Consider the following 14232-nt stretch of genomic DNA (forward strand, 5'->3'; position numbering starts at 1 on the left):
GCGACGTACTGTCTCACCCTCGACAATGCCTCGTCGCGGGCAGTGGTGCTGGCGGAAATCGGACGCCGCGCTGCGCACGGTCGCGGTAGCGTGGAGCGCATGCCCTCCCGTGCGCACCGTCGAGAACTGATACGCAGTCAGCGGCGCTCGGACCGACTGCTGCCGCCTGTCGTGCGGCGCCTGGTCGCCGGACTCGACCCGCAACCGCCCTGGCTGCCGCGCCGGGTGGCCACCGTCGTGGCCCACGACCTCGACCCGGACGCCGGCGTCGGCGCGGTCCAGGTCGTGTGGCGCCCCGGCTCGGCGCGGGCCGAGACCTTCACCGCGGGGGTCGAGCGCGTCGCCGGGACATGGCGGGAGTCAGGGATCGGCGGCTCGGACAGTGGCACGCGGGGGCCGCGGCGTGCGGTGGGCCAGGCCGGGCAGGTCGGCGTCATCGAGGTCAGCGCCAGCCACGGCCTGCGCAGCCAGGCGCAGATGGCCGCGCACCCCGGGCTTCCCCACCACGAGGCGCCCTGGATCGGCACCACGCAACTGCAGATCGCCGCCGAAGCGGAGTGCCTTCTGGTCGGGGACCGCCGCGTCCCCGTGCCGGAGCACGGCACCATGCTGCTCGCCTGGACCTCCGCGCCCACCACCCCGGCCGCCCGGCGCCCCGTCGTCGTCGCACTGACCCCCGACGGCACCGAAATCTCCCGCCTCGCGCCGGAAGAGCCGATCGACTCCTACACGTGGGCCCTCCTCAGGGCCGCCTGACCCCCTGCGGCGGGTGCCGTTTCGCGTGGGGCGCCCCCACGGGTCCCCTGAAGGACGCTCACCCTCCCGGCGGACCCCTGCCCTGGTCGGAGGAGGACGCGCGCCAAAGGGGCACGGGGAACCGCGCGCTCAGCCGGCCACCGGCCGGTGGTCCGGAGGCGACAGCAACAGCCCCTTGCGGACGGTGGCGACGTGCAGCTTGTCGACGGCTGGTCGCGCGGTCCCCGCGCCCCTGGGCGGGTGCCCTCTGCGCAGAGGGCACCCGCCCAGGGGCGCGGGGACCGCGCGAGAGACCACGACGGCGCGACAGCCGGGCAACGGCCCCGCGCGGGGAATGGCGCTCAGGGGCGTGGGGCGCCGCGGGAAGGGGTCACGAGGCCCGTCTCGTAGGCGGTCACCACCGCCTGCGTCCGGTCACGCAGGCCGAGTTTGGCCAGGATCCTGCTGACGTGCGTCTTCACCGTCTCCTCCGTGACGGTGAGCCGTACGGCCAACTCCCCGTTGGAGAGGCCTTCGGCGACCAGCCGGAGGACCTCCGTCTCGCGCGGGGTGAGCGCCGCGAGCTCCGGGGCCGGGGCGGCGGCGGGATGATCCCCGGGCGGCGGGCGCAGCCGCGCGAACTCGGCGATCAGGCGGCGCGTGACGCCCGGCGCGAGCAGCGCCTCACCCGCGGCGACGACGCGGACCGCGTCGAAGAGGCGCTCCGCGGTGACGTCCTTGAGGAGGAAGCCGCTCGCCCCCGCGCACAGCGCGTCGTATACGTAGGCGTCCAGGTCGAAGGTGGTGAGGATGAGGACGCGGGGCGAGCCCTGCCCCTCCCCGGCGAGCCGCCGGGTCGCCTCGATACCGTCCATGACGGGCATGCGGACGTCCATCAGCACGATGTCGGGGGACAGTTCACCGCAGGCGGCGACCGCCTCGGCACCGTCGCACGCGGTGCCGACGACGGTGAAGTCCTGCTGGGTGTCCAGCAGGGCCGCGAAGCCGGTCCGCACCACATGGTGGTCGTCGGCGACGATGATCCGCACCGGCGGGGGAGCGGCCGTCATCGGGCCGCCACCTGCGCGCCGACCGGCAGCGACGCCTCGATCTGGAAGCCGCCGCCGACCGCCCGGCCGGTCCGCAGCGTGCCGCCGGCCGCGGCCGCGCGCTCCCGCATGCCGGGCAGGCCGTGCCCCCCGGCCCGCACCCCTGTGGCCGGTCCGGGACCGTTGTCCCTGACCCGCAGCCGCAGGGCGTCGGCGGCATAGTGCAGCTCCACGTCGACGGCTGCGCCGCGGGCATGCCGCCGTACGTTGGTGAGAGCCTCCTGCACGATGCGGAAGGCGGCCAGCTCGACCCCGGGGTCGAGCGCGGCGGCGGGCCCGGACACGATCAGCCGGACGCCGGCGCCGGACGCGCATCTGGCCTCGTCGAGCAGTTCGTTGAGCTGCTGGAGCCCCGGCTGGGGGCGCCGCTCCGGGGTCTCCACCTCGGCGTCCTGCCGCAGCACGCCGAGCAGGCGCCGCATCTCGGTCAGGCCCGCGCGAGCGGTGTCGCCGATCTCCGAGAGCCGCGTGGCCCCCGCGGCAGGCATGTCGGGGGTGGTCAGCCGGGCGGTCTCCGCCTGGACGGCGATCATCGAGATGTGGTGCGCCACGACGTCGTGCAACTCGCGCGCTATCCGGGCGCGCTCGCCGCGTGCGGTGTGTTCGAGCAGGCTCCGCGCGGTGATCTCGCGGGCCGCGCTGTGCACCTTGGCCTCGGATCTGGCCGCCCGCGCCGCCCCCGCCAGCGCGGCGGCCGGGGCCGCGGACGCGACGAGCACGGCCAAGGCGCGGGCCTCGCCGGACAGTTGCGGGTCGAGCAGGGCGATCGCCGTGAAGGGCAGGGCCAGGGCCACGCCTTGGAGAGTGCGGTTCCGTATCCCGCGGTCGCGGTCCGCTCCGGCCGGGCGGGTGCCCCCCTCGGCCGCGAGGGGACCGCCGCGCCGTCTGGGCCGCGCGCGCGGTTCCTCGGGCCTCGGTGGGACGCTCGCCGTCAGATGGCGGAGGCTCAGCGCCAGCGTCGCGGCGCCGGCGGCGGTGAGGGTGCGGAAGGCGGTGAGGGACAGCGCGGAGGCCGCGGCGACGGCGAGGGCGGCGGGCGGGGCGGACAGGAAGGCCGGGGGGATGGTCGTGGTCAGGGCCAGGACGGTGGCGGTGAGCAGGCCGGTCGTCAGGGAGCGGCCGAACACGCCCGTGACGGCGGCACGGACGGCCGCCTCGGCCACCGCGGCCGCGGCGAGCAGCGCGGCGGTCACCGCGGGAGCGTGCGGGGACGCCGCGAAATCCCGCGCCCACCCGGTCGTCATCAGCCTCACCCCAGCATTGTCGCCGCTCGCGGCCGCCCACCGCGTCCTCCTGGCCAGGGACATCGCCGTACATCTCAGGGGGGACACCGGGGCCTTGCCGTCCCCCGTGGCGGTGACGGGAAGGACCGCTCCACGGCGGGACGATCCGTCGCCGCCCGCTGCCTAGCCTTCGTGGCATGGAAGCAACCATCGAAGTCTCCGGCCTGCGCAAGCGGTTCGGACCCACCGCGGCACTGGACGGGATGACCTTCACGGTCACGCCCGGCCGGATCACCGGGTTCGTCGGGCCCAACGGCGCCGGCAAGTCCACCACGATGCGGGTGATACTCGGCCTCGACGCGGCCGACGAGGGCACCGCCCTGATCGGCGGCCTGCGCTACCAGGCGCTGCGCAATCCGCTCAGCCACGTCGGCTCGCTGCTGGACGCCGGCGCCTTGCAGCCGAGCCGCAGCGCCCGCGGCCACCTGCTGTGGCTGGCCCATTCGCAGGGCCTGCCGGGCCGCCGGGTCGACGAGGTCATCGACCAAGCGGGCCTGGCGAGCGCGGCACGCCGCAAGGCCGGCGGCTTCTCGCTCGGCATGCGCCAGCGGCTCGGCATCGCCGCCGCCCTGCTCGGCGACCCGCCGGTGCTGATCATGGACGAGCCCTTCAACGGCATGGACCCCGAGGGCATCGTCTGGATGCGCGGCCTGCTGCGCTCGCTGGCCGCCGAGGGCCGCGCGGTGCTGGTGTCCAGCCATCTGATGAGCGAACTCCAGGACACCGCACACCACTTGCTGGTCGTCGGCCGCGGCAAGGTCATCGCCGACACCAGCGTCGCCGACCTGATCGCGGCCGCGTCCGGCGACCGGGTCACGCTGCGCACCACCGCCCGCGCCCAGGCGATGACGGTGCTCGCCCAGGCCGGGGCGGTCGTCGCCGCGACCGCCTCCGACACCCTCACCGTGTCCGGGATCGCCTCGCAGAGTGTCGCCGGCCTGCTCGGCCGGGCCGACGTGCCCTTCTCCGAGATCGGCGCGCACCGGGCGACGCTGGAGGAGGCGTACATGGAACTGACCCGCGACGCCGTCGAATTCCCCGCGGGAGGCACCCGGTGACCAGCACGGCGACCGTGGCCCCCTACCGCTCCGCGCAGCACGCGGGCCGCGACGGCTTCCTGCGCACCCTGCACGGCGAGTGGACCAAATTCCGTACCGTACGCGGCTGGGTGATCGGCATGGTGGTGGCCGGACTGGTCACCGTCGCCGTCGGACTGCTGGGCGCGGCGGGCAGCAGCATCGCGTGCAGCGGCCCCGACGGCGGCAGTTGCGACCACACCCCGCTCCTCGGCCCCGGCGGCGAGGAGGTCCGCGACTCCATGACGCTGGTGCACCGGCCGCTGACCGGCGACGGCGGCATCACCGTACGGATCACCTCGCTGACCGGCCTGTACGCGCCCGGCGGCCGGATGCAGGTGGGCGCGGCCCCCGGCACGGGCATGACGGCCGGCGTGCAGCCCTGGGCGAAGGCCGGCGTCATCGTCAAGAACGGCACCGAGCAGGGCTCCGCCTACGCGGCGGTCGCGCTCACCGGCAGCCACGGGGTGCGGATGCAGTACGACTACACGCACGACCTGGCCGGTACGCCCGGCGCGGCCTCCCCCTCCACCCCGCGCTGGCTGCGGCTGACCCGCACGGGCGACACCCTCACCGGCTACGACTCGACCGACGGCACCCACTGGACCACCATCGGCACCGCCCGCCTGGCGGGCCTGCCCGCGACCGTGCAGGTGGGGCTGTTCACCACCTCGCCCGAATACGTCGTCACCACCAGCGGTTCGAGCGGCGACGGCGGGCCCAGCAAGGCCACCGCCGCCTTCGACTCGGTCGCCCTGCGGGGCCGCACCGGCGGCACCTGGACCCGCGACCTCGTCGGCGGCCCCGACCGCGGACCCGCCGCCGACACCTCCGACCTCGGGTACGAGCAGAGCGGCGGCACCTACACGCTCACCGGCAGCGGCGACGTCGCCCCGCAGGTGCCGGGGCGCGGATCGCCGGGCAAGACCGTCGAGAGCACCCTCGTCGGCGCCTTCGCCGGGCTCATCGTGGTGGCGGTGGTGGCCACGATGTTCGTCACCGCGGAATACCGCCGCGGCCTGATCCGCACCACGCTCACCGCCAACCCCCGGCGCGGCCGGGTGCTCGCCGCCAAGGCCGCCGTGGTCGGCGCGGTCTCCTTCGCCACCGGGCTGGCCGCCGCCGCGACCGCCCTGCCGCTGGTCGAGTCGGTCGAGAAGGGCAAGCACTTCCCGATGTACCCGACGCCCTTCGCCACCGACGTACGGGTCGTGGTCGGCACGGCGGCGCTCTTCGCGGTCACCGCGGTCCTCGCGCTGGCGCTCGGCACGGCGCTGCGGCGCAGCGCGGGCGCGGTCACCGCCGTCGTCGTCGCGATCGTGCTGCCCTACATCCTCGCGGTGGCCGCGGTGCTCCCCGCCGGGCCGTCCCGCTGGCTGACCCGGCTCACACCTGCCGCCGCCTTCGCCGTCCAGCAGAGCGTGCACCAGTACGCGCAGGTCAGCGCCGACTACACGCCCGCCGACGGGTACTTCCCGCTGGCACCGTGGGCCGGCTTCGCGGTGCTCTGCGGTTACGCGGCCGCCGCGGTCGCCGCCGCGGCCGTGCTGCTCCGCAGGAGGGACGCGTGACCGGGCTGCGGCAGGCGGTGCACGCCGAGTGGACCAAGGTCCGCACCCTGCCCGGCCTGCTGTGGCTCCTGGCAGCGGTCGCCGTACTCACCGCGGCGGTCAGCGCGGCCACGGTCGCGGCCGTCCACTGCCCCGCCACCGGGTGCGCCCAGGACCCGGCCAGGCTCAGCCTCACCGGCGTCCAGTTCGGCCAGGCCGGGGTGGCGGTGCTCGCGGTGCTGCTGATCAGCGGCGAGTACGCCACCGGCATGATCCGTACGACCGTCACCGCGATGCCGCGCAGGACCACGGTCCTCGGCGCGAAGGCGCTCGTGCTGGCCGGACTGGTGCTCGTCGCCGGTACGGTCGCCGTCCTCGGCTCCGTGCTGGCCGGGCGCCTCGTCCTGCCCGGCCACGGCTTCGGCTTCTCGCCCGCGCACGGGCCGGTGCTCAGGGCTGCCGCCGGCTCGGTGGCCTACCTCGTGCTGGTGGCACTGCTCAGCCTCGGTGTCGCCACCGCGGTACGCGATTCCGCTGCCGCCATCGGGGTCGTGCTCGGGCTGCTCTACCTCTTCCCGATCCTCGCGTCGGTCGTCTCCGATCCCGGGTGGTATCGCCACCTCCAGCAGATCGGGCCCATGACGGCCGGGCTCGCGGTCCAGACCACGATTCCGTCTTCTTCGGCCGTGATCGGCCCCTACCGCGGCCTGGCCGTTCTCGCGGCCTGGTCCGCCGCCGCGCTCCTCACCGCCCTCGCCCTCTTCCGCACCCGCGACACCTGACGACTCCGGTGCCCTCACGCTCCCCGAGCCCCTGCCCCTTGCGGCGCACTCCTTGCCCGCGGCCCGGCGGGGGCTCGTCGCACCGTTCTCCCCCAGCGCTTCGACTGGGGGTACCCCACGCGCCCCTGGGTGGGTGCCTCTTGCTGTTCCGTTGACAGTTGCGGTCCGCTGTGGCTTGTCGCGCAGTTCCCCGCGCCCCTTTTGGCCTGCGTCCTCCTGCGTCCGGGCGTTTGCCCCTGGCAGGGGCTGGGCCTCTGCGCAGAGGGCACGCGTTTTCCAGGGGCGCGGGGAACTGCGCGAGCAACCCACCACCTGGCCGCAGGCAGGCAACCCCACCGCGAGGGGCAATCACCCAGGGGCGCGTGGGGGTACCCCCAGGCGAAGCGCTGGGGGAGAACGGAGCGAAGGGGGCCGGGGCGGAGCCCGGGGGATCAGAAGCCGCGACGTACGTACGTCTGGCGCGCCTCGTCGAGGCGCCTCGCCCGGCGCCGCCGCTCCGCGGCAAGCTCGTCGACGGCGTGCCGCACCCCGGTGAGGACCGTGGCGACCGGCCCGGGTCGCGGCTCGGGCACGGGCGGCGGTCCTGAGATGCCGATCGTGGAGGCCAGCGCGAGCAGCGTCGGATCGTCGGCGGCCCAGCGGTGGGCCGCCCGCCGCCGCCCGGGGGAGTCGGCGAGCACCATCCGGCTGGTGCGCAGCACGAGGAAGCGGCGCCGCTCCTCCCGCCCGAGCAGCCCGTCGGCCTCAAGGGCGGCGAGATACGTGTCGGAGAGCCCCCGGCCCCTGCGCCACAGCCAGTCCTCGACGGTCTCGCCGTCGGCGACGGGGGCGAGCGCCGCCACGGCCAGGTCGAGCTGCGGGTCGCCGGCGTCCTGCCGTCCGGTGGGCAGCACGAAGTCACCGTCGAGGGTGGCCGCGCCGAGGCCGAGCAGGTCGATCAGCTCGGCCCCGGCCAGCGCCAGCGACAGGTCGCCGCGCTCCAGCGACCGGGTCGACGGCATGTCCATGGCCACGAAAAGCAGGTCTCGTGCGGTGGTCATCCGGGGGCGCTCCACAAAGCGTCAGTCCACTGGGGGCTTCGGTCCACAGGGCGTGAGCCCACGGGTGTCAGTGCAGGCGGCTCTGCCAGTCGCCGGGCACCCGCTCGGCGGGGCCGGGGGTGGACTGGGACACCGGGTGGCTCAGCGGCGGCGCCAGGTCGGGGCCGTCCTCGACGTAGCTCTCGGTGGCGTAGTTCCAGAACCAGTTCTCGCCGGGTTCGTACGACCTGATCACCGGGTGGCCGCTGGCGGCGGCGTGCGCGGCGGCGTGCTGCGAGGGGGAGCTGTCGCAGCAGCCGACGTGCCCGCAGCCGGCGCACCTGCGCAGGTGGAGCCACCAGCCGCCCGCCTTGTCGCAGTCCGCGCAGCCTTCGCCGCTCGGCGGGACGGACGGGTCGATCCCGGGGGATTCGTGGGTGCTCATTCGGCGGCCTCCTCGGCGTCGGGGTTGCTTGCGGTGAGCGGCAGCCTGACCCGGAATCGGGTGTTGCCCGGCTGCGACTCGACGTCCAGATCGCCGTGGTGCTTGTTGACCACGATCCGCCAGGAGATGTCGAGCCCGAGCCCGGTGCCCTGGCCCACCGGCTTGGTGGTGAAGAACGGCTCGAAGATCCGCTGCCGGATCTCCGCCGGGACCCCGGGACCGGTGTCCTGGAAGTCCACCACCAGCCTGCCGTGGTCCCGCGAGGTGCGCACGGTGAGTGTGCCCACCCCGTCCATCGCCGACACCGCGTTGTCGATCAGGTTGGTCCACACCTGGTTCAGCTCGCCCGGGTAGGCGGGGATGCGGGGCAGCGTGTGGTCGAACTCCTTGACCACCGTCACCTCGGACCCGATCTTCCCGGCCAGCATCTGCAGGGTGCTGTCGAGCAGCTCGTGGATGTCGACCACCTGGAAGGGCGCGCGGTCCAGCTGCGAATACTGCCGCGCGGCGTTGACCAGGCCGGACACCCGGGAGGTGGAGTCCTCGATCTCGTTCATCAGCAGCTCGGTCTCGACGGTGTAGTTCAGCCACCGCACCGCGCTCTCCAGCATCTCGGTCTCCACCGCCGCCGCGACCTGCTCCAGCCACTCCTCGTCCAGGCCCGCCTGGACGAAGGCCGGTGCGAGGTCCCAGCCGCCGGCGATGCCGTGGCCGTCCAGCCAGTCGGCGACCGCGTCCTCCTGGTCGGCGGCCTCCATCGGGCTGAGCTCCTGCGCCTTGGCGATCCGCTCGACGGCCCGCTCCTGCACCCCGATGAGGGTGTCCAGGTCGGCCTGCCGCAGACGCCCGCCGGCCAGCACCTTGAGCTTGTGGCGCATGCCGGCCACCCGGTCGCGCAGCGCCGAGGTGGCGCGCAGCGCGGCGGCGGCCGGGTTGTTCAGCTCGTGCGTCAGACCCGCCGACAGCGAGCCCAGCGCGAGCAGCCGCTCGCGCTGGCTGACGACCTGCTGGAAGGTCTGGTTGCCGAAGAACAGCCCTTCGAGCAGGTGCACGGCCATCGGGAACCAGTCCCGCATGATCCGCGCGAAGTCGTCGGCGGCCAGGACGAAGAAGCGGGACGGCTCGGTGACCCGCAGCGAGTTGGTGTAGAGCTGCGGGACCTGGTCGCCCAGATACGCCTGGAAGGCCCCGGCGTAGACGCCCCGCTGCGAGGTCCTGTTGACCTCGATGTCATCGGTGCCGACCCGCCGCGAGGTCACGACGGTGCCTTCGAGCAGCACGTAGAAGCAGGCCGCGGCCTCGCCCTCGGCGTAGACCGGGCCGGCCTCCACGGCCTCGATCCGGCCGGAGCCGCACAGCCGGCCCAGCTGCTCGGGTGTCAGGTGCTCGAACAGGAACAGCGACCGCAGTTCCTCCGGGTTGCACGGCAGCGTCGAGGCGGTCACGGTCCCTCCAGACGTGAGGTGCTCACAGCCCCTCCAGATAGCGGTGTACGAGCATGACGGCCATCGCGCCCTCGCCGACCGCGGACGCCACCCGCTTGGCGGACTCCGAGCGGACGTCGCCGGCCGCGAAGACCCCGGGCACGCTGGTCTCCAGGTGGTAGGGCGGCCGGTCGGGCTCCCAGCCGGCCGGGCGCTCGCCCTCGCCGGCCAGGTCCGGCCCGGTCAGCACGAAGCCGTGCCCGTCCCTGCGGACCACGCCTTCCAGCCAGTCGGTTCGCGGCGCGGCCCCGATGAACACGAACAACCGCTGGGCGTCGACCATTTCCTCGGCGCCGCTCGCGGACTCCCGCAGCGTCAGGCTCTCCAGGTGGTCCTCGCCGTGCGCGCCCGAGACGACCGTGCCGGTGCGGACGCTGATGGTGGGGATCGCGGCGATCTGCTGGATCAGGTAGTGCGACATGGACGCCTCCAGCGACGCCCCGCGTACCAGCAGCGTCACCGACTTGGCGCCCCGCGACAGGTAGACCGCGGCCTGCCCGGCGGAATTCGCCCCGCCGACGATGTAGACGTCCTGGCCCTCGCAGCCCGCGGCCTCGGTCAGCGCCGAGCCGTAGTAGATGCCGCGGCCGGTCAGCTCGGCGAGCCCCGGCACGTCCAGCAGCCGGTAGGCCACCCCGGTGGTGAGGATGATGCTCTGCGCCGAGACCGAGCTGCCGTCGGCGAACCGTACGGTACGGGCAGGGCCGCTGACCTCCAGGCCGGTGACCTCGCAGGCGGTGAGCAGCTCGGCGCCGAAACGGGTCGCCTGGCGGCGGGCCCGGTCGGTGAGCTGGGCGCCGGAGACGCCGTCGGGGAAGCCGAGGTAGTTCTCGATCCTGGCGCTCTGCCCGGCCTGGCCGCCGGTCGCGGTGCGCTCGACCAGGACGGTGTTCAGCCCCTCGGAGGCGCCGTAGACGGCCGCGCCGAGCCCGGCGGGTCCCGCGCCGATCACCACCAGGTCGTAGAACTCCTCCGCCGGGGTGGTCGCCAGACCCACCTGGGCGGCCAGATCCTGGTCCGACGGCTCGACCAGCACCTCGCCGCCGGGGGCGATCACCAGCGGCAGCCGCATCCCGTCGTGCCCGGCGGCGTCCAGCAGCCGCCGGCCCTCGGACTGGTCGGACAGGTACCAGCGGTAAGGGACCTGGTTGCGGGCCAGGAATTCCCTGACCTTGGACGACCGGGCCGACCAGCGGTGACCGATGACCTTGGTCTCCGGCACCGGGCGGTGGTCGGAGGCCAGCCAGCTCTCCAGCAGGTCGTCGACGACCGGGTAGAGCTTCTCCTCCGGCGGGTCCCACGGCTTGAGCAGGTAGTGGTCCAGGTCGACCACGTTGATCGCGTCGATCGCCGCACCGGTGTCGGCGTAGGCGGTGAGCAGGATCCGCCGGGCGCCCGGATAGACGTCCATGGCCTGCTCGAGGAATTCGATGCCGTTCATCTGCGGCATCCGGTAGTCCGCGAGGATCACCGCGACCAGGTCGCCGCGCAGCTTCATCTGCCGCAGCGCGTCGAGCGCCGAGTCGCCGGACTCGGCGCGCACCACCCGGTAGCGCTCGCCGTACCGCCGCCGCAGGTCGCGGGCGACGGCGCGGGAGACTCCCGGGTCGTCGTCGACGGTCAGGAGCACGGCCCGCCGTGTGCTGTCCGATGCTGTCATGGGCATCCCCGTCCCCATCCGCTGCCTGCCCGTTTCGCTCCGTGCAGGTCCGCCGTTCAGCCTAGTGGCCCGATGCGGCGTCCGCAGTTCGCAGCGTGCCCGGTGTGCGCGATGATCGCGCAAGGCGTAGCGAAAACGCGCTGCGGCACGGGGTCCGACGCGGCGGGGACGGGTGGAGCGCGGCGACTTGCGTTGGAGCGCACTTCAGCTCCTAGCCTCGACAGCATGACCACGCCACAGACACCACAGAAACCGATCGGCTCGGGCTTCGGCGCCCACAGCACCGCGGACGACGTGCTGCGCGGCATCGACCTGTCGGGAAAGCTCGCGCTCGTCACCGGCGGCTACTCCGGTATCGGCCTGGAGACCACCCGGGCACTGGCCAAGGCCGGCGCCCACGTGGTGGTGCCGGCCCGCCGCCCCGAGACCGCCGCCGATGCGCTCGCCGGTATCGAGGGCGTCGAGGTGGAGCAGCTGGACCTGGCCGACCTCGACAGCGTCCGCGACTTCGCCGACCGCTTCCTCGCCACCGGCCGCGACATCGACATCGTCATCAACAGCGCCGGCGTCATGGCCTGTCCCGAGACCCGGGTCGGACCCGGCTGGGAGGCGCAGTTCGCCACCAACCACCTCGGCCACTACGCCCTGGTCAACCGGCTCTGGCCGGCGATCGAGCGGGGCGGCGCCCGGGTGGTGGCGGTGTCCTCCGGCGGCCACCACAACTCGCCGATCCGCTGGGACGACATCCAGTTCGAGCACGGCTACGACAAGTGGCAGGCCTACGGGCAGGCCAAGACCGCCAATGTGCTCTTCGCCCGGCAGCTCGACGCGCTCGCCCGCGACCGTGGCGTACGCGCCTTCGCGCTGCACCCCGGCGGCATCCTCACCCCGCTCCAGCGGCACCTTCCCAAGGCCGAGATGGTCGAGCGCGGCTGGATCGACGAGGACGGCAAGCCGCTGAACCCGGCCGGCTTCAAGTCCACCCAGGAGGGCGCGGCCACCCAGGTCTGGGCGGCGACCGCGCCCGCGCTCGACGGCCTCGGCGGTGTCTACCTGGAGGACTGCGAGATCGCCGAGCCCGGCTCCGCCGACGGCACCCGCAGCGGAGTGCGCGACTACGCGATCGACCCCGACCAGGCGTCCCGCCTGTGGTCCCTGTCGGCGCGGCTCACCGGCGTCGACGCCTTCGCGGCCTGAAACCGCGGCCGCGGCCGCGCGTGAGAGACCGGCGCCCCGGGGCCGCGACCCCGGGGCGCTGGCGCGATCGGGTGAAGGGCGCGCAGGTCGGCCCGGCCGGTGGCCGGTGCGGCGGGCGGGGCGGCGGATGCTGGGGAGGACAGACGTCCGCGCCCGGCCGCGGACCCTCACGCGCCCGGCGCCGCCTTCCGCGGCACGGTGCCACGACGCCACCGGAGGCCCACCCTGCTGGTGCTCTGCGTGATCTTCGCGCTCCTCGGGGCGGCGAGCAACGCGACCGGTACGGTGCTGCAGCGCAAGGCCGCGCTGACCGTGCCGGCCAAGGACGCGCTCAAGGTGCGGCTGGTGATGGACCTGGTCAAGCAGCCGGTGTGGCTGCTGGGCATCTGCGGCGTGGCGGGCGCGGCGCTCTTCCAGGCCCTGGCCCTGGTGACCGGCCCGCTGGCGCTGGCACAGCCCGTCTTCATCCTGGAGCTGCCCTTCGCGCTGCTGATCGCCCTCCCCGTGCTGCACCGCAGCCTGCCCACGTCGGGCTGGTACGCGGTCGGCTGCATGGTGGCGGGCCTGGTGCTCGCGCTGGCCAGCGCCGCGCCCACCGGGGGCTCCTCGCAGGCGTCGATGGCCCGCTGGATCCCGGCGGTGGTGGCCTGCGTCGCGGGGACCGCCGTCGCGGTCGGTCTGGCCAGGCACCGGCCGTCGGGCGCGGTACGGGCGGCGCTGCTCGGGTCGGCCGCCGCCGTGGCCAACGCGCTGACCGCCGCCTTGCTGAAGTCGGCCGCCGACACCTTCTCCGACAAGGGCTTCGGCGCCTTCCTGGCCACCTGGCAGACGTACGGCTTCGTGGTGGCCGGGGTGACGGCGGTCTTCCTGCTGGAGAACGCGCTGCAGGCCGGACCCATCGCGGCCTCGCAACCGGCGCTGACCCTCGGTGACGCGACCGTCAGCCTGCTGCTGGGCGTCGCCGTCTACGACGAGCACATCCGCACCGGCTGGTGGCTCGTGCCGGAGCTGGCCGGGATCGGGCTGATCATCAGCGGCACCCTCTACCTGTCCCGGGCGGTGCCGCTGACCCGCGAGCTGGGCAACTGAGCGGGGCCGCCCGCGCGCGGGCGGGGGCGGAGCAGATCCGCGGGCACCGCCGGACCCCTCCGACCGGCGATGCCCGCGCGCTCGCGCGGCGGTCGGCTCAGCCCGCCCCACTGAGGATCTGGAAGGGCCGCAGCGCCAGCCGCACCACGGAACCTGCCACCTCGTCCGCTGCCGTCGTCCGGCACCGGACGCCCCAGCAGGTCGGTCACCGCGCCGCCCGGCTAACCCGGGAGTGAGAACCGCCCGCACCCGGCGGCCGTGGGCCTCGTAGGGGCGTACCACCACGTCGCCCGAGCGGTCGTCGGCCGGCCTGACCGCCGAGACCACCGCCCCGCGGGGAGACGACCGCTGCCGCTCCGTCGCGGTCGCGCTGTCCGTGCCCGGCGGGAGCGGCGTGGCCCGGGTCGACGCGGACCGGCTCGCGGACACCGCGGGCGAGCTGCGCGCGGGCTTCGAGGCCGTGGCGGCCGGCCGCCTCGACGACGCCGGCGAGGCGCTCAACGCCCTGCTGCCGGCGAACGGCGCCAGGCCCCAGCTGGACCGGGGGCCGGACGGCCGCCGGCAGGTCCACTTCCACGGCCGCGAGGACTCCTTCGCGGTGGGCTGGGGCGCCGCCTGCGCCACCGGCCTGGCCATGCTCCTCGGCGGCGACCTCGCCGACCGCCTCGGTGTCTGCTCGGCCCCGGCCTGCGACCGTGTCTACGTCGACACCTCGCGCAGCGCCGCCCGCCGGTTCTGCTCGACGGCCTGCCAGAACCGCACCAAGGCGGCCGCCTTCAGGGCGCGGCACCCTCGCTGAGGGC

General features: G+C 74.6%; 13 protein-coding genes. 7 read left to right on the forward strand and 6 right to left on the reverse strand.

Annotation, left to right across the window (positions count from 1 at the left end):
- Positions 1–99 precede the first annotated feature (99 nt).
- Positions 100–756 carry a hypothetical protein gene (locus OG900_36950; protein WUH95201.1) on the forward strand — a complete coding sequence of 219 codons (657 nt, stop codon included), beginning with the start codon at positions 100–102 and terminating at the stop codon, positions 754–756.
- A gap of 341 nt (positions 757–1097) precedes the next feature.
- Here the strand turns inward: OG900_36950 and OG900_36955 are convergent, their stop codons facing one another.
- Positions 1098–1805, reverse strand: a complete 708-nt coding sequence (locus tag OG900_36955) for a response regulator transcription factor (protein WUH95202.1) — start codon at positions 1803–1805, stop codon at positions 1098–1100.
- On the reverse strand, positions 1802–3088 hold the full coding sequence (locus OG900_36960; GenBank protein ID WUH96061.1) for a sensor histidine kinase: 1287 nt from the start codon (positions 3086–3088) through the stop codon (positions 1802–1804). The genes OG900_36955 and OG900_36960 overlap by 4 nt, the downstream gene beginning before the upstream one ends.
- 176 nt (positions 3089–3264) lie before the next feature.
- Between OG900_36960 and OG900_36965 the strand changes: the two genes are divergently transcribed.
- Genes OG900_36965 through OG900_36975 form a run of 3 tightly spaced genes read left to right on the forward strand, consistent with a single transcriptional unit; the run spans position 3265 to position 6535 of the window.
- A complete protein-coding gene (locus tag OG900_36965) occupies positions 3265–4185 on the forward strand; it encodes an ATP-binding cassette domain-containing protein (GenBank protein WUH95203.1) in 921 nt (306 codons plus the stop codon).
- Entirely contained in the window at positions 4182–5774 is a 1593-nt protein-coding gene (locus tag OG900_36970) for a DUF1349 domain-containing protein (protein WUH95204.1), read from the forward strand. Before OG900_36965 ends, OG900_36970 begins: the two co-directional genes overlap by 4 nt.
- A gap of 5 nt (positions 5775–5779) precedes the next feature.
- The gene (locus OG900_36975; GenBank protein ID WUH96062.1) at positions 5780–6535 is read left to right on the forward strand and encodes an ABC transporter permease; all 756 of its coding nucleotides are present in this window, start codon (positions 5780–5782) and stop codon (positions 6533–6535) included.
- Positions 6536–6966: 431 nt separating this feature from the next.
- On the opposite strand, the gene OG900_36980 is transcribed toward OG900_36975, so the two are convergent.
- The 4 genes from OG900_36980 to OG900_36995 all read right to left on the reverse strand — a co-directional run bounded on the left by OG900_36980 (position 6967) and on the right by OG900_36995 (position 11143).
- Complete coding sequence (locus tag OG900_36980) at positions 6967–7575, reverse strand: GPP34 family phosphoprotein (GenBank protein WUH95205.1); 609 nt, start codon at positions 7573–7575, stop codon at positions 6967–6969.
- A gap of 67 nt (positions 7576–7642) precedes the next feature.
- Complete coding sequence (locus tag OG900_36985) at positions 7643–7999, reverse strand: UBP-type zinc finger domain-containing protein (GenBank protein WUH95206.1); 357 nt, start codon at positions 7997–7999, stop codon at positions 7643–7645.
- On the reverse strand, positions 7996–9444 hold the full coding sequence (locus tag OG900_36990) for an ATP-binding protein (protein WUH95207.1): 1449 nt from the start codon (positions 9442–9444) through the stop codon (positions 7996–7998). The genes OG900_36985 and OG900_36990 overlap by 4 nt, the downstream gene beginning before the upstream one ends.
- A 22-nt stretch (positions 9445–9466) precedes the next feature.
- The gene (locus OG900_36995; GenBank protein ID WUH95208.1) at positions 9467–11143 is read right to left on the reverse strand and encodes an FAD-dependent oxidoreductase; all 1677 of its coding nucleotides are present in this window, start codon (positions 11141–11143) and stop codon (positions 9467–9469) included.
- Positions 11144–11368: 225 nt separating this feature from the next.
- Between OG900_36995 and OG900_37000 the strand changes: the two genes are divergently transcribed.
- The 3 genes from OG900_37000 to OG900_37010 all read left to right on the forward strand — a co-directional run bounded on the left by OG900_37000 (position 11369) and on the right by OG900_37010 (position 14228).
- Entirely contained in the window at positions 11369–12340 is a 972-nt protein-coding gene (locus OG900_37000; GenBank protein WUH95209.1) for an SDR family NAD(P)-dependent oxidoreductase, read from the forward strand.
- A gap of 225 nt (positions 12341–12565) precedes the next feature.
- Complete coding sequence (locus tag OG900_37005; GenBank protein WUH96063.1) at positions 12566–13429, forward strand: DMT family transporter; 864 nt, start codon at positions 12566–12568, stop codon at positions 13427–13429.
- Positions 13430–13823: 394 nt separating this feature from the next.
- A complete protein-coding gene (locus OG900_37010) occupies positions 13824–14228 on the forward strand; it encodes a CGNR zinc finger domain-containing protein (GenBank protein WUH95210.1) in 405 nt (134 codons plus the stop codon).
- The last annotated feature ends 4 nt before the right edge of the window (positions 14229–14232 follow it).

It is taken from the genome of Streptomyces sp. NBC_00433, assembly GCA_036015235.1.
Classification (GTDB): domain Bacteria; phylum Actinomycetota; class Actinomycetes; order Streptomycetales; family Streptomycetaceae; genus Actinacidiphila.

Bases quoted from the DNA above. Each gene is read 5' to 3' on its own strand.
- OG900_36950 (WUH95201.1), top strand. From the start codon at position 100: ATGCCCTCCCGTGCGCACCGTCGAGAACTGATACGCAGTCAGCGGCGC.
- OG900_36955 (WUH95202.1), bottom strand. From the start codon at position 1,805: ATGACGGCCGCTCCCCCGCCGGTGCGGATCATCGTCGCCGACGACCAC.
- OG900_36960 (WUH96061.1), bottom strand. From the start codon at position 3,088: ATGACGACCGGGTGGGCGCGGGATTTCGCGGCGTCCCCGCACGCTCCC.
- OG900_36965 (WUH95203.1), top strand. From the start codon at position 3,265: ATGGAAGCAACCATCGAAGTCTCCGGCCTGCGCAAGCGGTTCGGACCC.
- OG900_36980 (WUH95205.1), bottom strand. From the start codon at position 7,575: ATGACCACCGCACGAGACCTGCTTTTCGTGGCCATGGACATGCCGTCG.
- OG900_36985 (WUH95206.1), bottom strand. From the start codon at position 7,999: ATGAGCACCCACGAATCCCCCGGGATCGACCCGTCCGTCCCGCCGAGC.
- OG900_36995 (WUH95208.1), bottom strand. From the start codon at position 11,143: ATGACAGCATCGGACAGCACACGGCGGGCCGTGCTCCTGACCGTCGAC.
- OG900_37000 (WUH95209.1), top strand. From the start codon at position 11,369: ATGACCACGCCACAGACACCACAGAAACCGATCGGCTCGGGCTTCGGC.